Source organism: Sphingomonas jinjuensis (genome assembly GCF_014197105.1).
In the GTDB taxonomy this organism is placed as follows: Bacteria; Pseudomonadota; Alphaproteobacteria; order Sphingomonadales; family Sphingomonadaceae; genus Sphingomonas; species Sphingomonas jinjuensis.
On sequence record NZ_JACIEV010000013.1, the window covers coordinates 22,104 to 42,886 of the forward strand.

Below are 20,783 nucleotides of genomic sequence, written 5' to 3' on the forward strand. Positions count from 1 at the left end.
TCAGTACCGCCCGATCAGGCGAATGCCGTAGGTCCGCGGCTCGCCGACCTTGCCGACCACCCCGGCCGCAAAGCTCGCGGTGCTCGTGACGTAATCGGTATCACCCAGGTTGCGGCCGAAGACGAGCACCTCGAGATGACCGCCGGGCAAGGTGTAGCCGACGCTCGCGTTGACCAGGCCATAGGGCGCCTGCTGGTCGAACCCGCCGTTCACCGGCGTAAAGAACTGGCGTGTGCGATGGCTGTACTCGCCGCGCACGAAGGCGCTGCCCCCGCCCACTGGCGCATCGACCTGCGCCCAGACCGTCTCCGCCCATTTCGGCGAGAGGTTGAGGCGACGTCCCGAGGCGTCGAAGGGGATATTCCCCGCCGCCAGCGCCGACGGGTAGTTGGCGTAGCGGGCATCGAGATAGGCAAGATTGCCGCCCAGCTGCAGCCACGACGCCGGCCGCAACACACCTTCCAGCTCGACGCCGTCCACCTTGGCGTCTGACGCATTAGTGATGTCGATGACGCCCGGGGTCAGAAACGACTGAACCTGCAGGTTTTCATAGTCATAGTGGAAATAGGTGGCGTTGAGCGTCAGCCGCCGGTCGAGCAGTGTCAGCTTCGCGCCGCCCTCGTAGCTCCACAGCGTTTCGGGCGCATAGCCCTGTGCGGCATTGGCGCTGGTGAGATTGAAGCCCCCCGATTTGAAGCCCTTCGTCGCCGATGCGTAGAGCAGCACACCGGACGCCGGACGCACCTCGATGCCGAACTTGGGCGTCCACGCCTCATAGACGCCCTTGCGGTTGTAGGTGCGCGGATATGTCGCCAGCGGCAGGTTGGTGACCGTGGAGAAGTTGGTCGCGACTTGATCGAAGCGCTTCTCTTCGTGGGTGTAGCGGATGCCTGCGGTCAGCGAGACCCAATCGGTCAGCGCATAGGTACCCTGCGCAAAACCTGCCAGCGCTTCGGTATTGACCACCGGCTTGAAATTGGCGCGCAGGTTGCTCGCGAACGTCGTGACGCTCGTGTCGGGTTCGATATGCTCGTCGAAGTAGAAGGCGCCGAGGATGAACGACAGGTCGCCCGTCTTGCCGACGAGGTTCAGCTCCTGCGAAAACTGGTGCTGCTTCTCGAACTGATCCGTCCGGCGGGTGTTGAGCGTCGTCGCATCGGTATCGGTATTGGCGCGCAGGCGGCTGCCGCGATAGCCGGTCAGCGACTTCAGCAGGATGCCGCCGCCCAGGTCGTAATTGACTTCCCCCGAACCGCCCCATTGCCGCCGCTGGTTGAAGATCGGAATGTTGATGGCGATTTTGCGATAGTCGCCGAGCACGCTGTTCGCGATCGGATCCGAAACGGGCTGCAGCAGCTTGACGTAGCCCGCGAGCGTATCGTCGGAATCGACATAGTCGCCGCGTATCAAAACCTCCAACCGCGACGTCGGGGTGAAGCGAAGCTGGCCGCGACCGCCCAGTGTGCCTTCGCCGTCATACCGCCCGCCGACCGGCCCGACGTTCTTCAGATAGCCATCCCGCCGCGACCCGATCAGCGACAGCGACACCGCGAGGTCGTCGGCGATCGGGCCGCTGACATAGCCTTCCAGCCGGGTGAAAGCGTAATTGCCATAGGTCGCTTGCACCTTGGCGGTGAAGGTGTCGCTCGGCTTGCGGCTGATGACGTTGACCGTCCCGCCGACCGAGTTGCGGCCATAAAGCGTGCCCTGCGGCCCGCGCAGCACCTCGATCCGCTCGACGTCCAGGAAGTTGCTGAGATAGCTTGCCGGGCGCGCAAGGTAGATGCCATCGAGATGGATCGTCGACGATGGGTCCGCGCCGGCGAAGACGTTGTTCGAGCCGATGCCGCGAATGTAGATCTGCGAGAAGGCGCCGTTCTGCGTCACCTGCAGGTTGGGCGTCAGCGACGCGAGGTCGCGCACATCCTTGATGCCGGTCCGGTCTAGCGTCTCGGTGCTGAACGCGGTGACGGCGAGCGGCGTGTCCTGCAGTCGCGTCGCCCCGGTGCGCGAGGCGGTGACGATGATATCGCCATCGGCGGGTGAGGCCGGCGCCGGCGGCTCCTGCGCCTCCTGCGGATCCGGCTTCACCACCGGCGCCGATGGCGCGGCGGCGGTCGTGCTCGCCTGCGCCGGGACGGCGACCATCAGGAAAGCCCCATGCACCAGAAGGTGACAGCGTCGCATCATCTCGCCCCCCAAGCCTGCCGAGTTCCCCGGCTCCTTGGCACGCAAGCAAGCACGAACGCGAAATAGGTGCAAGCGGATTGTCGACAATAAACACGCTAATTGCCCAAGATCGGCAACTTTATAGCATTATTGTCGACGATGGGCGGTCTCATAAGCCGGCTCTAGCAGCGCGATGCACCAATCAGCATGATAGTGCATGATCGCCTCCGTCGACTCCGGGTCGCCAGCCAGCAGCGCGTCCGTCAGCCGCTGGTACGTGCGAACATAGGTGGCAGCGTGAGTCTCCAGATCGATCGCCGCCGCCAGCAGGCGGTTCCAATATTCGATATTCACCGATCGCAGCACCGTATCGACATAAGGGCGGTGGCCGATCGCATTGGCGATGTAGTGGAAGTCGTTCAGTGCCAAATAGAATCCTAGCCCGAGCGGCTTGGCCTTCGCCGCCAGGCGGATCGCACCCATCGCTGCCTCGATGCGTGCGGCGTTGTCGTTTTCGTGGATCCGCTTGGCGGCGGCCCGCAACCCGATCGCCGCCACCGGCGCCACCACCTCATAGATCTGCGCGAGGTCGTGCATGTTCATCGGTCGCAAGCTGGCGCCGCGATCGGGGTGCAGCTCGACCAACCCCTGTCCCGCCAGCACCGCCAGCGCCTCGCGCACCGGCGCGCGGCTCAGGCCCAGTCGCTGCGCGATGTCCGACGCGACGATCCGGCTACCGGGATCGAGCTCGCCGCTGTCCATCGACGACATGATCGCCTCGTAGACGCGCTGGACGAGCGACGTCTTGAACTGTCCGTCGGACAACGGCTTTGGCGTCCCGAACGGCTGGACCCCACGGGTGCGCCCCACCCCTGCATTCGCCTTCACACGCGGCTCCCCGCACATTTCCATGATGCCTTGGGTCGTGCCTCACCGATCTGAAGCCGTCAAATACACCCGCCGTGGCCGTTCCCATGCGCCAATCGACGCGTTGCCGATCACCACAACAACTCGCCGCGCTCGGCTATCGTGCCGATCAATCCTCGAGCGACGGCGCGGCGAATGGTTCGGGTCCGGGCGTACGCTGAAACTTGATGGCGCGCGTTACGCCGCGATAGGAGCCCAGCGTCGGGTGGGCGATGCTACCGACGATATCCTCGGAAACGACCTGCGGGTGATCGAACATCGCCTCGATCGGGCGAACCGCCGAACTCGGCACACTATCCTCTAACAAGGCTTCCCATTCCAGCGCCGTCCGCCTCATCAGTACTGCGCGCAGCATCGGCACCAGTTCCGCCGCCGCGGCGGCTCGCTTGCGGACGCTGTCGTAGCGGGGATCGTCGGCGAGCGATGCGAGACCGATCGCCTTGCACAAGGCCGTCCAGAAACGCGGGGTGTTCGCCGACAGATAGAGATATCCGTCGGCTGTGGGGTGGAGCCCCGTGATCCCGCCCGACCGCATGTCTCGCGCGATGTCATGTGCCTCGCCTTCTGCCTGGACGACGCGCGCCGACTGCATGGCCAACGCGCTTCGAAGCAGGGAAACGCCGACATATTGCCCCTGCCCGCTCCGCTCGCGCTCATAGAGGGCGGAGGCGACCCCCGCGGCGACCAGCGCCGCGGCATAATAGTCGACCGGCGAGCCATAGGTCAGCTCCGGCACCGGCGGCTTCCCCTGCAGCACGCACATGCCGGTCATTGCCTGGAGCACCTGATCGTATCCCGCCTTGGCGCGCAGCGGCCCCCCCTCGCCATAGCCCGACACCACGCAATAGATCAGCCGCGGGTTGATCGCCGTCAGCCGCTCGTGATCGATGCCCAGCCGCTCTGCGACGCCGGGGCGGAAGTTGTGGACGAGCACGTCCGCGTGCCCGACGAGGTCGAGCATGATGTCGCGATCGCGGTCGTTCTTGAGGTCGAGGACCATGCCCCGCTTGCTTCGGTTGACGCCCAGGAACGCCCGGTTCTCGCGCTCCAGCGTCGAGGGATAGGCACGCAAATTGTCGCCGCCCGGCGGCTCGATCTTGATGACGTCCGCACCCTGGTCGGCCAGCAGCGAGCAGCCATAGGGGCCCGCGATATAGGCGCTGAGATCGAGCACGCCGATGCCGCTCAACGGTCCGGGTGGCCCTGTCCGATCTGGATTGGCGAACGGCGAGAAGGAGGATCGGTCCACGGGCGGTCAGCTTCCCGGCTGGGTATAGGGATAGGGCGCGAACAGCAGGCGCTGCCAGCGGCGGGGATCGCGCACGACCTGGGTGTGAGCGTCGAAGATCATCGTCGCGCGCTGCGTCGGCCTGTACGGCGGCCAGCCGGGTGAGCCATGCGCGGCGAAGGCGATGATCCGGTCCTGCATCTCACGCGATAACGCACGGGCGGCGGAGCCCGTGCCGGTTCCCGCGTCGGTCGCATCGAACGTGCCGAAGAGCAGTGCGATATCGAGCCCGTGGAAAGCGCCCCGCCCAGGCCGCGTCGGCGACGCGAAATCGAGCTGATAGACATAAGCGGGTGTCCCTGCCCGCGCCAACGCCTCCGCTTCCTCGATCTGGGGACGCCAGCTTCTCCCGTCGGTGGTCGCGGCGTAGAAGACCTCGGCTGGCGAAGCATGGGGGAGGTGCCGGCGATAGGTCTCGATGACGAGGCTCGGCGGGATCGGTACGGGCAGCTCCGCCGCCAGCGGGTCGGGCAGCGTCTCCCAGCTCAACTCGCGCATTTCGGTGGACACCGGATCGAAAAAGTCCCGCGTCTCGTCGCGCGTGCCGCCCAGCATCATCGTCACCGAGCGCGCCCCGGGCGCGGCATCGGGCGAAAAGGGATGGCGGTCGATTATCACGCCGTCGAGCACGGGGCCGGTGTAGAGCGGCGATCGTTCGAACGGATCGGGCGCATCGAGTGCGGCAACGAGCCGCTCGGCCGGCAAGCCGCGGAGCGCCGCGACGTCCGTCACGCCGCAGGCGGTCATGAAGGCACGCGCCCGCTCGGTGGCGCGTTCGGTGTTCGACACCGTCACCTGCTGCCCGCTCATCGTCACGGCACGCTGGAACAGCCCGCGCGCGCTCGGCATCGCCAGCAACGTCGCGATCTTGCCGCCGCCGCCCGACTGGCCGATCAGCGTCACCCGCGCCGGATCGCCGCCGAACGCCGCGATGTTCGCCCTCACCCAGCGCAGCGCAAGTACCAAGTCGAGTTGCCCGGCGTTGGCACTCGCCCCGCAGTCCGGGTCGACGCCGCCGAGATAAAGATAGCCGAACGCGTTGAGCCGATGGTTGACGCTGACGACCACCACGTCGTCTCGCGCCGCCAGCTGCGTGCCGTCGGTCACGTCGTCGTTGGCGCTGCCGAAGGCATAGGCTCCGCCATGGATCCACACGATGACGGGCAGCCCCGCATTGGCGCCGGCCGCCGTCCAGACGTTGAGCGTCAGGCAATTCTCGTCCTGCGGCCTCCGCTTGCCCCGCTGCGGACAGGCAGGGCCGGGTCGCTGCGCGAAGACCGGCAAGGTCGCCGGCGGCTCGGCCACCGGTGCCGCAAAGCGCGCCGCGTGGCCGTACCGCATGCCGCGGAACGTCGCGACCTTCCCCGTCCGCGTGCCGGTGAACCGGCCCGCCGGACACGCCACCACCGGCGGCGCCTCCGCCGCCCGCGCGCCGGGCGCAAGCCAGGCCGCCGCGCCGGCGAGCACGGCACGCCGCGTCGTCACGCAGCCTCCAGCCAGGTCAGTCGCCAGCTGCCGTCCTGGCGTCCGCCTGCCAGATACCAGGGCTCGAACACGATCGGCGCCCTACCCGCCGGATGCAGCACCAATCGATCCCCATCGACCGTCACCGCCGGCACACCGTCGTCGAAACGCACCGTCTCGTTGCGACGATAGCCGTCGATCAGCCCGGTCGCATAGGCGAGCGGCCCGCGGCTCAGCGCGATCCAGTCGCGTCGCAGGACTTCCTGCGCCACCGGCACGTTACCCGGCGCCAGCGATTCCTGGACGTTGTGCTGCATCGCGTAGTTGATCACCGGCTCCATCGGCAGGTCCAGCGTCACCACGTCGCCGCGCGCCCATGTCCGCTCGATCCGCGCATAGGTGCCCGGCGTGACGGCAACCGCCTCACCATCGACGATGACGCGCGCGCCCGTGGCCCAGGCGGGGATGCGGATCGCGAGCGCGAAGCGGGCTTCGGCGTCGGGCTCGACCGTGATCGTCAGCGGTCCCACGAACGGATAACGTCCCGCCTGGCTCAGCCTTACCGCGCTGCCGTCCGCTAGCCTCAGCTGCGCGGTACCGGCACCCAGCAGGTTGACCGCCAGCGCCCCGTCGCGCCGCACGCCATAGGCGACGCCCGGCAGTTCCTCGAGCGCCATCGCCCCGCTCGACTTGCAGCAGCGCCAATAGGTCGTGTGCGTCCGCTTGCCATTAGCGAACTGATAATAGCACCAGTCCTCGCCGTCCTCGGCCTGGGCGCCCAGCAAGTCATTGTAGGCGCTCCGCTCGATCTCCTCGGCGAACGCCGCCTCGCCCAGGATCGCGAGCAACTCGCGGTTGAGCTGGATCCACGCCATGACCGAACAGGTCTCGACATAGCCCTCGGGGCTCCACGCATTGCCCGCGTTGAACACCTCGCGCGATCGATGCGCCACCCCGCCCCACGGCCCGCCCCCCAGCGTCAGGTGCCGCTCGCGCACTGCCGCCCATTGGCTACGCACCGCCGTCAGATAGTCGGCGTTGCCCGTCGCCCGGTACAGCTTGGCGAGGCCGACGAGGTTCCACAGCAGCTGATATGCCTTGCCGGTCGCGATCTCCGACGGATCGGCTCCCGCCAGCGCCATGCTCGGCAGGCGGTTGCGCGGCTCGCCCTGCATCGACGCGACGATCAGCTCGCCGAGATCGACGTAGCGCCCCTCACCGGTTGCCGCGTGCAATTCCATTGCCGCATCGAGCAGCACCGTCGCCGACAGGCCGAAGTGGTTGCCGAGGTCGATGATCGACACCGCCCCGTCCTTCAGCGTCCGCCAGGCCAGGTCGCCGATCCGCTTCGCCGCGTCGAGGTAGTGCGCCGCAGCGGTCGCCCGCCACACCTCGATCAGGCCGAGCACCAGATAGCTGTGCGTCCAGATATCCCAGGTGCGCAGCGCCGGCGCGCCGTCCCACGTCACCGGCTTGGGCGGCTGCGGCACCATGAACCGTCGTGACGGAGCGTAATTGCCGAGATAGCCGTCCGCATCCTGCCGCTCGACCAGCCAGTCGGCCACCCGCCGCACCCGCGCCATCAGCGTGTCGTCATCCGCCCGGACCGCCGCGCGCGTCGCCGCGACCAGCCATTTGCCGGCATGCTCGCCGTACCAGTCGCCCTCTTCGTTGGTCGCGACCAGCTCGGGTCCGAATAGCGCGATGGCTGGGCTGGTTTCGTCGGTGATGAACGTCGACAGTCGCCCGCGCCGGTTCGCCTCTAGCGCCTCGCCCAGCGGCCCCGCCAGCGTCACCGCGCCGGGGGGCGCCAAATTCATGCCGAGATCAGAGGTCGACGGCACAGCGGAACCCGATGCCGGCCGAGCGATCCTTGGCCGGTGCCATCAACAGATACTTGCCATGCTCGTTCAGCGCATAGGCCTGCGGGAAATACCAGTGCGAGGTCTGCGGCTGGTACGCACTGCCACCGCGCAGCACCGCGGCGCGGACGTGATCGTCCCGATATTCGTCGGTCCACTGCCAGATCGTGCCGACCATGTCCTCGACGCCGAACGGGCTTGCCCCCGCCGGATGCGTGCCGACAGGCGCGGGGTCGGGCATGGCACGCGCCAGCGACGGTGGCGGCACCGCGTCCTCGCGCCAGTCGTTCCCCCAGGGATAGCGCCGCCCGTCGGTGCCTTGGGCGGCATATTGCCACTCCCACTCGCGCGGCAGCCGCTTGCCCGCCCAAGCGGCATAGGCGCGCGCATCCTCGATCCCGACCCAGGTGACCGGTCGATCCTCCCACCCCGCCGGCACCGCACCATCATGCCAATGCGCCAGGAAGTTCTGGGCGTCGGCCGGCCGGTAGCCGCTGTCGGCAAGGAAGGCGGCGAATTGCGCGTTGGTGATGGGATGGCGATCGATCGCGAACCGCTCGATGGCGATACGATGGCGGTGTGCGCGGCGGGCGCTATCCTCCCACGGGTACTGAACGTCGACACCCTCGTTGGCATAGCCCTCGATGACGATGCCATGGACCGCGAAATCGAAGTCGGCGGCCGGGATCTCGATCATTCCCTCGGGCAGCGTCTCATTCGGGCGGGTCGGCTCGACCGGCACCAGCGCCTGCTTCGCCGAATGCCAGGTCGGCGAGAAGCTCGCCAGCGGACGCGTCGCCAAGCCCTTCATCGTCGCAAGGAAGTCGCCCAGGTCCACCCCGGTCGTGTCCGCCAGGAACGCACCGAAGCCGCGCCCTTCGATATCGGCGGACAGGATCGCGCGGCCATCCTCGATCCGCGGCTCGATCGCGATGCCGTTCCAGACGTCGTAATAGCGCGTGCCGTCGACGTGCGGCACCGACAGCTGCTCGCCGTCGGTGACATATTCCTGCCGGTTGACGAGCGTCCACAGCGTCTGCCCGTTGCGCGGCCAGCGGCTGGCGAAGACGCCCGCCTGCAACGTCTGCTCATAGGGGCGCCAGTCGGGCCCGGTCAGCAACGACGCGAACCGCCGCTGGATCGTCGCGACGCGGCGCAGCGTCTCGGCATCGCGATCGGTGAACAGGTTCATGCACCCGAACACATTCTCCCACGCGACATAGCCGATGCCGTTGAAGAAGGCGTGCTGCAGGTCGTGGGTGCGCTCGCGGCTCCAGCGGTTCTCGATGTTGACGATGTGGCGCGGCTCCAGCCACTTCAGCTTGACGACGTGAGGCACCGGCTCGTTGGGGATGCGCTTCGTCCAGCTTTGCAGGTTCCACGACAGGTGATGGTCGCCCGCCTGCGCGGTCGATTCCGGTTCCAGGATCACCGGTCGCCCGCGGCTCTCGCACGCGACGTGGAATGCGCGCGGCACGCCCGAATAGGTATCGCCGTTGATGCCGTCGGCATCGGTGGCGACGACCAGCTCGGCCAGGCGATCCCAATCGGTGGCATCGCTGTCGCGCGTGCCATTGTCCCACGCCATCGTCGGCAGGAACACCTTCACCCCGCGGCGGTGGAAATCGGCGACTACCTGGCGCACGGCCTCGATCCCGCCGGGCAGGGCGTGGATAAGGTCGAACTGGCTGCGATCGTCGATGCCGACATTGGGATAGATGTACCAGATCAGCACGCTGTCGATGCCGCCGAACCGCGCTTCCAGATCGTCGAGATAGCGGTCGACGGTGTAGCGGCCGGTGTCCGGATTGTAGAAGTAGCGATCCTCGGCCATCAGCAGTGCGTGGACGAAGTTGGACTGCGCCCATTCCAGCGCCGGATGCCGATACAGGCTGTCGTCGAAGCCGATCCGGATCAGATGCTCGCGTCGCCACTCGACCAGGCCCTGCACCCAGTCGTCGCTGGCGGCGTTCACGTCGACCTTCCACCGGCCGATGTCGTGGAACGGCCAGCCCGGCGCTGCACCGGGCGTCGCGAAATAGGGCCCGGTCAACGCGTGCGAGAATTTGACGCTGGTGCTCGTCCGGTGCGGCGAGGTGGTCATCGTTCGATCCCGTCCATGATGTTAGGCGGCGATGCCGCAATAATCCCTCAGCGCCGCCAGCGCGGTCGCATCGTCCGCCCGCTCCGCCAGCAGCGCGTCGATCTCGGCACGACGCGGAATGCTGGTCTGCGCGCCCGCCTGTGTCGTCGCTAGCGCGCCTGCGGCGGCGGCGAAGCGAAGCGTGTCGTCGATCCCGCGCCCCTCCGCCAGCGCCGCCACCAGCGCGCCGCAGAAGCTGTCGCCCGCCGCCGTCGTGTCGATCGGCGAGACCGCAAACGCCGGTTGGCAATGATGGTCGCCATCGACCAGCGCGCAGGCACCGCGCCCACCCAGCGTCACTACCGCGCAGCGCACCCCCGTGGCCGCGAGCCGTTCCGCGATCGTCTTGCCCGCGGCGATCCCGGCCAGTTCCTCCTCGTTGGCGACCAAGACGTCTATCTGCTCCAGCAGCATCGCGGGCAGTGGCTGCGCCGGTGCGGCGTTGAGCAGCACCGCCGTCCCTGCCTGCCGCGCCGATGCGGCATAGGCCGTGACGGTGGCGAGCGGCGTCTCCAGCTGCATCACTAGCCAGGCGGTGTCCGCCAGGACGGGCAGGTCGCCCGGCGCCAACGTAGCATTGGCACCGGGCGCTACCGCGATCGCATTTTCGGCGTCGTCGGACACGGTAATCAGCGCGGCGCCAGTCGGCTGGTCGGACGCGACCGCCAGCAACGTCACCCCGGCCTCCTCCAGCGATCGCGTCAGCACCGGCGCGAACGGATCGTCGCCCAACGCCGCCAAGAACGACGTCGCCGCCCCGGCGCGCGCGGCCGCCACTGCCTGGTTCGCGCCCTTTCCGCCCGGCACCATGGTGAAGGCGCCGCCCAGCACCGTCTCACCCGGCGCCGGGATGTGCGGCACGCGCACGACGAAGTCGATATTGGCCGATCCGGCGACCAGCACCGGACCAGCGCGACCGATGCCGGTCATGATCCCCTATCCCCCGATCAGAAGTCCGCCCGCAGCGACAGCGACACCGTCCGCCCGCGTCCGGCGAAATAGTTTTGGAAGATATCGACCTGCGATGACGCCAGGAAATAATAGCGGTTGAACAGGTTCTCCGCCGCCAGCGTCACCGTACCGATGCCCTTCAGCTTATAGCTCGCAGTGGCATCGAACAGCGTATAGCCATTGGTCTTCTCGGCCAGCGCCGTACCCTGGTTGATGCTGCGGCTGAGGATGCTGGTCGCGCCGACCGACACCGATCCTTCGGGCGTGAAGCGCCATTCGGCGATACCGTTCAGCTTGTCGGGGCTGATGTTCACCGTGCCCAGCGTCACCGAATAGGGGCTGAGCACGCCTGCCGCGGCGGTCGTCTCGCCCTTCACATGGCTGTACAGCAGGTTCAGGCGGATGGTGTCGGTCGGCTTGAACTCGCTGGTGAAATCGATGCCGCGGATGCGCACCGGGCGCCGCACCAGGACGAAGTCGCGCGTCACCGGGTCGATCGCCAGCGTCGAACCGAGCTTCGATTCCGAATCATAGTAGGATGCGCCGATGCTGCCCCAGCTGCCGCGCCAGTTAGCGCCGACTTCCTTGTTCTTGAACACCACCGCCTGCAGGTCGAGGATGCCGTTCACGCTCTGCCCGGGATAGTTCACGTTGCGCAGCGGGATGCCGACGTTGGGCAGCGTGAAGCCCTCGCTGTACGATCCGAATACCGAAAAGCCGCCGCCCAACCGGCCGATGACGCCGGCATTGAACAGGTCGTTCTTGTACTTCAGGTCGCCGCCCTTCACGAAGGCGCGGTTACGGAAATAGGTCGTCGTGTAATCGTCGACATGGACCTTGCCGTCCTCGTGCCGCCAGCCGCCGCTGACGGTGATCGGCCCCATGTCGTAGGACAGCTGAACATAGGGGCCAACGCTGTCGTATTTGAGCGGCGGTACCCAGACGCGGCGGGTCAACGCCAGCTCCTGCTGCGTCGTGTCGTGGACGAGGTCGACGCCGAAGCGCAGCTCCAGCCCCGTCAGCAGGAAGTCGGGCCGCGTGTACGAGGTGCGCAGGCCGTATTTCGTCGAATTGATCTCCGACTGGTCGACCAGCGTGCCGAGCGGCGCGATCAGCGGATCCTGGCGGTCGACGCCATTGTCGCCGGGGAAGCGCATCCGCTGTCGCGCGCCATAGACGGTCGCGACCAGGCTGCCGCCGAACAGGTCGGTATTGCTGTAGTTGACCGCCAGCTGCAGGAACTGGTTAAATTCAGTGCCAGCCAGCGACTGGCCGTTGGTGCCGAGCGGCGGGCCCGGGGCCGCCGTGTCCGGGATGCCGAGTGCACGGCTGCCCGCCTGGTAGCGGTAATTGCCCTTGCTTGCGATGCGGAAGAAGCTCGCCACCGCCTCGATCCGCTGGTGGTCGTCGAAGTCGGAGCCGATCTTGCCGAAGAAGTTGCGCTGCGTTGTATCGGCCAGCGACGACGAGGCGCTGAGGCCGATCCGCCGCCCGCGCGCGTCATAGGTGATGCCGCGATCGACGTACGCCGCGTTGAAATAGGCGTCGAGCTTGTCTTCCTTGTACGCGACATAGCCGTTGACCTTGTAGATCTCGCTGTCGTCGCGGAACTGGGTGCCGAAGCGGCCGGCAATTCCGGCATGGATGCCCTCTTCGGTCGCCCGCTTCGAGATATAGTTGATGATGCCGCCAGCCGCGCCGATCCCTTCCGCTGCCGACGCGCCGCCGATCACCTCGATGCGCTGGATGGTGCTCATATCGGTGAAGGTCGCATTGCGGCTGCCGTCGCGCAGCGGCGTCGACTGCGGAATGCCGTCGAACAGATAGAGCGCGGTACGCCCGCGCATCGTCTCTCCCAGCGTGTTCATCGTCTGGTTCGATTCGGAATAGCCCGGCACCGTCCGGCCCAGGATCGCGGTGGAATCGTCGGTGATCGCCAGCTGTCGCTGCACTTCGGCGGGGGAGATGATCGTGACCGCGCCGGGGATCTTGTCGACCGCCTTGGGCGTGCGGCTGCCGGTGACGATGACGGTTTCGCTATCGGCGTTCTGGTCGACCGCCCCCGTCGCTTCCGCCGGCGGCACATCGGGCGTGGAGCTGGCCGCCTTCTGGATCGTGGTCGGATCGGCCGGCTGCGGTCCGGTCTGCTGGGCGGCGGCGCCGCTCCACGCCGCACCGATCATCAACGTGGCCACGGTCACGCGAGCGAAATTGCGCATCGAAAACCCCCTCCTGTCATGCTCGGTCACGGCCGGGCTTTGACGCAAAGCTTAAGCGCAGCACGCGGGGCAATAAATCCGCCGGACGCTGTCTTCAGACCTAAGCTTTTGTGATTTCCCGTGCGCAGGAAAGGGGGGTAAGACCACGCCGATACTATCGTCTTGGCGCCGCAACGGCGCGAGGCGTTATTGGGGGAGGATGATGGCGGCCAGGATCCGCAGCAAGCTGTTCGTGCCCTGCTCGCGCCCCGCCCTGTTCGCCAAGGCGCTGGCCGGTGAGGCCGATGCGATCTCGTTCGACCTCGAGGACTCGGTGCCCGAGGACAGCAAGGAGACCGCTCGGCAAGCGCTCGCCGACATCCTCGCCTCCGACCTGCTGCGCGCCAGCGGCAAGACCATCATCGTCCGCCTCAACGCCGTCGACACGCCGCACTTCGCCGCCGACGCAGCCGTGCTCGCCGGCGCGCCGATCGATCTGGTCAACCTGCCCAAGATCGACAATGCAGCCGCAGTCCGCCACGCCGCCGCCGCACTCGACGGGCACGGTGTCGACGCGCCGCTGCTCCTCAACATCGAGAGCGCTGCCGGCGTCGCCCAAGCCACCACCATCGCCGGCGCCCACCCGCGCGTCGCCGGGCTTCAGGTCGGGCTCAACGATCTGTTCGCGTCGATGGGCATCGACCGCGCCGATCCGCGCCACGCCCATGCCGCGCTGTGGAGCGTGCGGCTGGCCAGTGGTGCCGCGGGTTGCCTGGCGCTCGACGGCGCCTGGCCGGACCTGACCGACGACGAGGGGTTCCGCGCCGAGGCGGCGCTCGCCCGCAGCCTCGGCTATGCCGGCAAGAGCTGCATCCATCCGCGGCAGGTGCCGATCGCCAATGCCGTGTTCGACGATGGCGATCGGCTCGCCCAGGCCCGCCGCCTTCTCGCCGCGGCCGAGGGCGCCGCGCGCGAGGGGCGCGGCGCCTTCACCCTCGACGGCCGCATGGTCGATCGCCCGATGATCGATCAGGCCCGCGCCCTGCTCGCCGGGGAGAGGCCGGCATGATCCTGTTCCGCCTGATCGCGCTGCTCCTGTTCACCCTCGGCACACTCGCTCCCGCGCAGGCGCAGGAGCCGGTATCGGCGCTCAAGGCCACTGCCGCGCCCCCGCTACCCGCCATCGGTGCCACGCCGCTGCTGGCGACGATCGATGGCCGTCCGCTTGTTATCGATCGCGACCGCGCCTGGATGCTCGATGCCGAGAGCCGCGGCTGGACCGCGCTCGACGCGCGCGCCCTGGCCGCTGCCGGCACGATCCGCCTCGTCGCGAGCCCCGATCGGCCGGTGGCGCTGTTCGGCGGCAGCACGATCGATCGCGCCGCGCGGCTGACCCGTCAGGGTGGCCGCCTCGTCGTCGACGCCCTGCCCGCCTTGCCGCGGCCGATCACCAACGCCGTTGCGCTGGCCCAGGGCGATGCGACGATGATCGCCGGACTGGCGGACGGAGTTCCGGTACTGTGGCGACTGGACGCGGGGCGTGGCTGGACAGCACAACCGCCCTGGCCGAACCGCGTCGCCCCCACCGCGATCGCCCACCAGAACGGCGCGCTCTATCTCCTCACCGCCGATGGAGCGATGTGGCGCTGGACCGGCAAGACCGGATGGCAGCGCCGCACGCCCGCGCCCGGCACGCCGGCCGGCGGCTTCGCGCGTCCGGTCGGACAGGCCAACCTCCTGTTCCTGCTCAAACAGGGCAGCGCCAGCGATCTCTATGCCTACAGCGGCATCACCGACGCCTGGTCGCGATTGGGCTGGCGACAGCCAGCCGCGTCGCTTGCGGTTCCCTATGGCGCCGGCCTGTTCACCCTTGCCCGCAACCCCGGTGGCTGGCGCGGCGAGGCGGCGGAGCTCCAGTACCAGCGTCGTCCGCTCGGCTGGCTCGATTGGACGATCGTCGTCGGCTATCTCGTGGCGATGCTCGCGATCGGCTGCCATTTCTGGCGGCGCTCGCGGATGGGCTCGACCAGCGAGTTCTTCCTCGGCTCGCGCGCCATCCCCTTCTGGGCGGCGGGCGTGTCGATGTTTGCGGGCAACACCAGTTCGATCAGCTACCTCGCCGTCCCTGCCAAGGCGTTCGACACCGACTGGCAGTATATGATGTCGAAGATCGTGACGGTGGTCGGGCTGATCATCGTCGCCTTCTGGGTGATCCCCATGTTCCGCCGGCTGAACTTGGTGTCGGTGTTCAGCTATCTCGAAACCCGCTTCCATCCCGCGATCCGGATGCTGTCGTCGGCGTTGGCGATCCTGATGCACGTCGGCGGCCGCATGGGGGTTGTGCTGTTTCTGCCCGCGCTTGCGATCGGGACTATCACCGGAACCAACGTCATCCTGTGCATCCTCGTCATCGGCGTCTGCACCATCGTCTACACCGCGCTGGGAGGCATGAAGGCGGTGATCTGGACCGACTTCTTCCAGGTCGTCGTGCTGATGGGCGGCGCGATCTTCGCGATCGGCTTCATGATCCACGCGGTCGGCTTCGCACAGATCGTCGACACCGCCGCCCAGTTCGATAAGACGAAGCTGGTCAATGTCAGCACCGATTTCACCACGCCGACGCTGTGGGGATTCATCATCCTCATCACCTTCGACACCGTCCTGACCTTCCCCAAGGATCAGGTGTTGATGCAGCGCGCGCTGTCGACCCCATCGGCGAAGGAGGCGAGCCGGTCGGTGTGGACCTTCGCCGCCATCCTGCTACCGGGTGGGTTCATCTTCTACATCATCGGTACGACGCTGTTCGCCTATTACCGCGCCAATCCCGGCCGGCTCGATCCACTGCTGCCTGTCGACGCCGTCTTCCCCGCCTTCATCGGCACCGAGCTGCCGCACGGCGTTACGGGGATCATCATCGCCGGTCTGTTCGCCGCGGCGATGGGGACGCTGTCAGGCACGATCAATTCGGTCGCGACATTGCTGTCGGTCGATTTCTACGCGCGCCTGCGCAAAATCGAACCGACGCAAAAACAGTCGGTTCGCTTCGCCGAGTGGATGACGGTGCTGGTCGGCCTCGTCGGCGTCGCCATCGCGATCGTGCTGTCGCGGCTCGACGTCCATTCGCTGCTCGATCTCACCATCGAGCTGTTCGGCCTGCTCGGCGGCAGCTGCGCCGGATCGTACACGCTCGGCATGTTCACCACCCGCGCCAATTGGCAGGGCGTCGCGATCGGAATCGTCGCGGCATCGCTGATCACGTTGATCGCGTGGCTCTTCGGGCTCGTGCATCCCTATTTCTACCTCGCCATCGCGATCGTCGCGTCGATCGTGATCGGCTACGTCGCCAGCCTGTTCTTCCCGCCGCCCGCCCAGGAGCAGCTGCAAGGGCTGACGATCTTCACCGGCAACGGCCGTGGCCAGCGCGGGGAGGCGGCACCATCGACATCAGTTTCCTGAAGACCTTCGTCTCGGTCGTCGATCAGGGCTCGATGGCCGCGGCAGCCCGCTCGCTCAACCTCAGCGCCTCGGCGGTCGCGCAACAGCTGCGCGCGCTGGAGCGGGAACTCGGCGTGCCGCTGCTCACCCGGATCGGCCGCACGGTGAAGGTGACCGACCAGGGCAGCCGCATCCTCAACCACGCCCGCCAGCTGGTCCGCGACAGCGCCAATCTGCGCGGGCTGGCGCACGACGGATCGATCGGCGGCGAACTCCGGCTGGGTGCGTGCAGCACTGCGCTGATCGGCATCCTGCCCCAGCTGATGGCGAAGGTGACGGCCAAATATCCCGACATCCGCTTCCGCGTGGAATCGGCAAACTCGGTCCAGCTCTATACTCAGCTCCTCGCCGGCAACCTCGACGCCGCCTGCGTGCTCGAGGCACCCTATCCGCTGCCCAAGACCTGCGAGTGGCTGCTGATCCGCGAAGAGCCGTTGGTCGTGCTCGCGCCCGCGGCGATGGCGAACCGCGACCCGCTCGACCTGCTGCGCGACGAGCCCTTCATCCGCTACGACCGAAACAAATGGGGCGGGCGCGGGCCGGACAAGTATCTGCGCGAGCTCGGCATCACTCCCAACGAGCGCTACGAGGTCGACATGCTCCAGGCGATCGCCGTGATGGTTAACCTCGGTCTTGGCGTGTCGCTGGTCCCGCAGTGGTCGCATCCCTGGCCGTCCGAACTCGACATCGTCGCCATCCCCTTGCGCGAGCGACGCATCGGCCGCCGTGTCGGCATCGTCTGGTCGCGATCGAGCATCCGCATCAAGCTGGTGAACGCTCTGCTGGCGGAGATCGACGGGCCCGCGTGAACACGGTCAGTCCGTCCAGCGATCGTTGCGGCGGCGGGAAGATCAGGCTGGCAAGATAGCCGACCACCAGCGTCACGAAGATCGCGATGGCAAGGTACAGATACGGGTGCACCGCCTGCATCGCCCAAATCGCGCCGGTGACGATCGCCGAAACGACGATGCCGATCGCCGCGCCCTGCCAGTTGGTGCGGGTCGAGAACATGCCGAGCGGAAAGGCGCCGGCGAAGCTGCCGCCGAACACACCGCCTAGCTCGATCGTCAAGTCGAGCAACGAATGGACGTTGAGCCGCGACAGCAGGATGGCGATTCCCATCCCGATCAGGCCAACGACGATGCTCGCGACTTCCGAGAAACGCACGATCTGCCGTTGCGTTGGTGCCCGCCGCAGCCGCGCGTAGAAGTCGACCGATAGCAGCGTCGCAACGCTGTTGATAATGCCCGACAGCACGCCCATCGCCGCCGCCAACACGCCGGCGACGACCATTCCGACGACGCCATGCGGCAACTGCGTGCCGATGAAGGTCGGAAAGACTGCATCGATCGGCAGTTGTGGATCGAGGAAGCCCGGATGCGCGCGATAGAAGGCAAATAGCGCGGTGCCGATGCCATAGAACAGAATCGCGCTCGGCATCAGGATCGCAGCGAACGTCAGGATCGACCAGCTCGCTTCCTTGGGCGTTGATGTCGCCAGCACGCGTTGCATCACAATCTGGTCGCGCGGGAAGCACAAGATGCCCTCCAGCACCGCCAAGACCAGGAAGGTCCAGATCGTCGGTTGCGTGACGTCGAAGCTTAGGTTGATCGCGCGCGTCTTGTGGAACGCCGCCGTCGTGTCGACCACGTTGGCAAAACCGACATCGTAGAAGATGTAGCCGATCGCGAACAGCGCGCCACCGATCAGCACAAACACCTGGACGACGTCAGTCCACACGACCGCGCGCATGCCGCCCAGCGCGGTATAGACGATCGTGAAAACCCCAACGACGACGATGCAGCCGATGATGTCGATGCCCGTCATCGAATTGATCGCAAGCGCGGGCAGATAGAGGATGATCCCCATCCGCGCGCCGAGCTGCAGCATGATCCACAGGCCGCTCGCCAGCAGGCGGATGCCCAGGTGGAAGCGATCCTCGAGATAGGTGTTGACTGACACCATGTTGAGCCGGCGAAAGAATGGCGCCAGCCAGATCGCCACGACAATCAACGCCCCAACATAGGTCGCCTTTGACATCAGATACTGCCAGTCGGTCTCGAACGACTTGGCCGGATAGGCAAGGTAGTTGACCGACCCGATCGTACCGGCGAACATGCTCAGCCCCGCTGCCCAGAACGGGATGCGGCGATTGCCGAGGAAGAATTCGTCGGCGTTGTCGGCCCTGGTACGCGAGTAGAAATTGAACCCCATCGCCAGCATCGCGAGCATGTAGATGGCGATGATCGCCAGATCGATCGCGGCGAGCCCGGGCCGCGGTGGCGAGACGCTGACGGTCCAACTGCGCAGCACGCCGCGATCGAGCGATACCACCAACATACCGCCCGTGGTGGCGGCAAGCGCGGAGGGAGATGCGACAGGCAGCGGTCGGCGCCGAGCCCAGGCGTCGGTGATCGTGTTATAGCTGTACAGCGTTGCGGCGCCCGCCTCGTCGAGCGCATAGAGAACATGCGCCTGCCCCGCATTGGCGACGACGTTCGATACCAGCGGATGCGGCGGGGCCTGCACAGCGACCCACCCCTCGTTTGACCGCCACCGCATCTGCCGGCCATCGCTCAGGATAACGAACCGCGCCCGGTTCTGGACGTCGAGCGCCGCCAGCGCGGCGCCGCCGGGCCAGACGGGCACATCGTCCCACGTCAGTTGGGCGCTTGGATCGATCCGCAGCAGCCGGCTACGCCTGCGTTCGTCGAGTCCGCCTGCAAGCAGTGCGCCACCATCCCAGGCGACGCGCGTCGAATCTGGCAGCAGGGGCAAACTCGGAAGGGGGCGACCGACCAATCGGCCGTCCGTCAGGGTGGCGATCACGATCCTGGTCGACGTGCTGGCAGCTGGTTGTACCAGCGCTGTGCGCTCCTGCTGCGCGACGGCTGCGATGACCGTTCCGTCGATCTGCGCCGGGCGCGCCAGCGATCGCCACCTGCGAGTCTGTGGGTCGATCGCGAGCGTGCGGGGGCCTGCGAAGATCGTCGGACGACCCCCGATCGAGACGAGGACGATGCCGCTCTTCTGCCCTATTTCACCGGCCGCGTAGGATGGATTGGCCAGCAACAGCATCAGCAACGCGAACAGCCAGCGCACGAAGCTCCTCCCCTGAATTGGTCCGTAACCGACCACTTCGGAGGGCTAACACAGGCTCCCCGCCCTCACACCCCCACCAAAACTGCATTCGCACCCCACATTCCCTACACTCCCAGTTCAACGCCCAGACCCTCCGAAAGCTTGAGAACTTTCGATCGGATGCTTGACCCGTGATCCTTGCCTCAAGCACCCATGCGACTGCGCGGCGTTGGCAATGCCGCTCGACTTCCCACGCGAGCAGAGCGAACAGCACGGCATCGAGTCGGCGCTGCTCTTGAGCGCTGGCCTACCCCCCGCCGATCGGATCGAGCGGGGCTGTGGGTGGTGCAAGGCGGGACTGGTCCTGCCTTGGCACCGAAGGGCAATCCACATGACCAAGCTCAACGACACCCACCGCATCCTGCTTGCCGCGGCCGGCCAGCGCGGTGATGCCAGTCTGCTGCCGCTTCCCTCCTCGCTGACGGCTAACGCCCGCACGACCAAGGCGCTGGTAGCGCTTGTGACCTTCGGCTTCGCCGAGGAGCGCAAGACCACCGATGCAGCGGCAGTTCACCGCATCGATGGCGACCTGCGTTTTGGGCTCTTCGCCACGTCCTCTGGCTTGGCTGCGATCGGCATCGATGCGGACGAGGCTGGCGGGAGGCCGACGATTGACGCTGAGGTAGATGGTATTGCCCCATTGCCGTCCCGCACGACTAAGCAGGCCGACGTCCTCGCGCTGCTCGGGCGCGATGACGGTGCGACCCTCGGCGACATCATCGCTGCCACCGGATGGCTGCCGCATACCACCCGCGCAGCGCTGACGGGCCTGCGCAAGAAGGGCCACCAGATCGAACGCAGCAAGCGCGACGGCGCGACCTGCTACCGCCTGCTGGCAGCGGCCTGAGGTGGCGAGCGTCAAGGATGAGGTGGCAGGTCTCGAACGCCTGTCCTCCGACGAGTTGCGCACCAAGTGGCGCAGGCTGACGGGATCACCTGTCCCCCGGATGAGCCTGTCGCTGCTTCCCCTCGCCCTTGCCTGGGAGATCCAGGCAAGGGCCTTTGGCGGGCTGTCGCGCGAGACGCGGCGTACGCTCGATCAGCTCGCTTCGGCCAGGACGCGGACTACCAGTGTGTCGCCCGGCATGCGGCTGGTGCGCGAGTGGAACGGCAGGGCGCATGTCGTGGTGGTCGGCGATGACGGC

14 protein-coding genes are annotated in these 20,783 nt (G+C 67.0%); 5 read left to right on the top strand and 9 right to left on the bottom strand.

All coding sequences use genetic code 11. The features are described from left to right. The 8 genes from GGQ80_RS17060 to GGQ80_RS17095 all read right to left on the bottom strand — a co-directional run bounded on the left by GGQ80_RS17060 (window position 1) and on the right by GGQ80_RS17095 (window position 13,023). Window positions 1-2,148 (bottom strand): TonB-dependent receptor, encoded by a 2,148-nt coding sequence (locus tag GGQ80_RS17060; protein ID WP_183987106.1) that lies wholly within the window; start codon window positions 2,146-2,148, stop codon window positions 1-3. Window positions 2,149-2,316: 168 nt separating this feature from the next. After that, the gene (locus GGQ80_RS17065; RefSeq protein WP_343051082.1) at window positions 2,317-3,039 is read right to left on the bottom strand and encodes a GntR family transcriptional regulator; all 723 of its coding nucleotides are present in this window, start codon (window positions 3,037-3,039) and stop codon (window positions 2,317-2,319) included. A gap of 166 nt (window positions 3,040-3,205) precedes the next feature. Further along, window positions 3,206-4,285, bottom strand: a complete 1,080-nt coding sequence (locus GGQ80_RS17070) for a CoA transferase (RefSeq protein WP_221364469.1) — start codon at window positions 4,283-4,285, stop codon at window positions 3,206-3,208. Between the two features lie 66 nt (window positions 4,286-4,351). After that, entirely contained in the window at window positions 4,352-5,869 is a 1,518-nt protein-coding gene (locus GGQ80_RS17075; protein ID WP_183987112.1) for a carboxylesterase family protein, read from the bottom strand. Continuing rightward, a complete protein-coding gene (locus GGQ80_RS17080; RefSeq protein WP_183987114.1) occupies window positions 5,866-7,668 on the bottom strand; it encodes a glycoside hydrolase family 127 protein in 1,803 nt (600 codons plus the stop codon). The genes GGQ80_RS17075 and GGQ80_RS17080 overlap by 4 nt, the downstream gene beginning before the upstream one ends. 7 nt (window positions 7,669-7,675) lie before the next feature. Further along, window positions 7,676-9,814, bottom strand: coding sequence for a formylglycine-generating enzyme family protein (locus tag GGQ80_RS17085; RefSeq protein ID WP_183987116.1), 2,139 nt, complete (start codon window positions 9,812-9,814; stop codon window positions 7,676-7,678). Between the two features lie 21 nt (window positions 9,815-9,835). After that, window positions 9,836-10,783, bottom strand: a complete 948-nt coding sequence (locus GGQ80_RS17090; protein WP_183987118.1) for a ribokinase — start codon at window positions 10,781-10,783, stop codon at window positions 9,836-9,838. 17 nt (window positions 10,784-10,800) lie between these two features. Next, the gene (locus GGQ80_RS17095; RefSeq protein ID WP_183987119.1) at window positions 10,801-13,023 is read right to left on the bottom strand and encodes a TonB-dependent receptor; all 2,223 of its coding nucleotides are present in this window, start codon (window positions 13,021-13,023) and stop codon (window positions 10,801-10,803) included. Between the two features lie 202 nt (window positions 13,024-13,225). On the opposite strand from GGQ80_RS17095, the gene GGQ80_RS17100 reads away from it, so the two are divergent. Genes GGQ80_RS17100 through GGQ80_RS17110 form a run of 3 tightly spaced genes read left to right on the top strand, consistent with a single transcriptional unit; the run spans window position 13,226 to window position 17,306 of the window. Further along, window positions 13,226-14,071 carry an HpcH/HpaI aldolase/citrate lyase family protein gene (locus GGQ80_RS17100; RefSeq protein WP_221364470.1) on the top strand — a complete coding sequence of 282 codons (846 nt, stop codon included), beginning with the start codon at window positions 13,226-13,228 and terminating at the stop codon, window positions 14,069-14,071. Further along, window positions 14,068-16,458 carry a sodium:solute symporter gene (locus GGQ80_RS17105; protein WP_183987121.1) on the top strand — a complete coding sequence of 797 codons (2,391 nt, stop codon included), beginning with the start codon at window positions 14,068-14,070 and terminating at the stop codon, window positions 16,456-16,458. The genes GGQ80_RS17100 and GGQ80_RS17105 overlap by 4 nt, the downstream gene beginning before the upstream one ends. Window positions 16,459-16,490: 32 nt before the next feature. After that, window positions 16,491-17,306, top strand: a complete 816-nt coding sequence (locus GGQ80_RS17110) for a LysR family transcriptional regulator (protein ID WP_221364471.1) — start codon at window positions 16,491-16,493, stop codon at window positions 17,304-17,306. On the opposite strand, the gene GGQ80_RS17115 is transcribed toward GGQ80_RS17110, so the two are convergent. Beyond that, the gene (locus tag GGQ80_RS17115; protein ID WP_183987123.1) at window positions 17,260-19,599 is read right to left on the bottom strand and encodes a sodium:solute symporter family transporter; all 2,340 of its coding nucleotides are present in this window, start codon (window positions 19,597-19,599) and stop codon (window positions 17,260-17,262) included. The genes GGQ80_RS17110 and GGQ80_RS17115 overlap by 47 nt on opposite strands. A 370-nt stretch (window positions 19,600-19,969) precedes the next feature. Here GGQ80_RS17115 and GGQ80_RS17120 point away from each other — a divergent pair, with 370 nt between their 5' ends. After that, a complete protein-coding gene (locus GGQ80_RS17120) occupies window positions 19,970-20,485 on the top strand; it encodes a DUF3489 domain-containing protein (RefSeq protein ID WP_183987125.1) in 516 nt (171 codons plus the stop codon). Between the two features lie 22 nt (window positions 20,486-20,507). After that, window positions 20,508-20,783: DUF2924 domain-containing protein (locus GGQ80_RS17125; RefSeq protein ID WP_343051084.1), on the top strand; the 276-nt coding region annotated here is incomplete at its 3' end.

What these genes read in the sequence shown, in the direction of transcription:
- GGQ80_RS17110 (WP_221364471.1), top strand. Translation starts at nt 16,491, where the DNA reads ATGGCCGCGGCAGCCCGCTCGCTCAACCTCAGCGCCTCGGCGGTCGCG.
- GGQ80_RS17100 (WP_221364470.1), top strand. Translation starts at nt 13,226, where the DNA reads ATGGCGGCCAGGATCCGCAGCAAGCTGTTCGTGCCCTGCTCGCGCCCC.
- GGQ80_RS17060 (WP_183987106.1), bottom strand. Translation starts at nt 2,148, where the DNA reads ATGGTCGCCGTCCCGGCGCAGGCGAGCACGACCGCCGCCGCGCCATCG.
- GGQ80_RS17105 (WP_183987121.1), top strand. Translation starts at nt 14,068, where the DNA reads ATGATCCTGTTCCGCCTGATCGCGCTGCTCCTGTTCACCCTCGGCACA.
- GGQ80_RS17095 (WP_183987119.1), bottom strand. Translation starts at nt 13,023, where the DNA reads ATGCGCAATTTCGCTCGCGTGACCGTGGCCACGTTGATGATCGGTGCG.
- GGQ80_RS17120 (WP_183987125.1), top strand. Translation starts at nt 19,970, where the DNA reads ATGACCAAGCTCAACGACACCCACCGCATCCTGCTTGCCGCGGCCGGC.
- GGQ80_RS17080 (WP_183987114.1), bottom strand. Translation starts at nt 7,668, where the DNA reads ATGAATTTGGCGCCCCCCGGCGCGGTGACGCTGGCGGGGCCGCTGGGC.
- GGQ80_RS17085 (WP_183987116.1), bottom strand. Translation starts at nt 9,814, where the DNA reads ATGACCACCTCGCCGCACCGGACGAGCACCAGCGTCAAATTCTCGCAC.
- GGQ80_RS17090 (WP_183987118.1), bottom strand. Translation starts at nt 10,783, where the DNA reads ATGACCGGCATCGGTCGCGCTGGTCCGGTGCTGGTCGCCGGATCGGCC.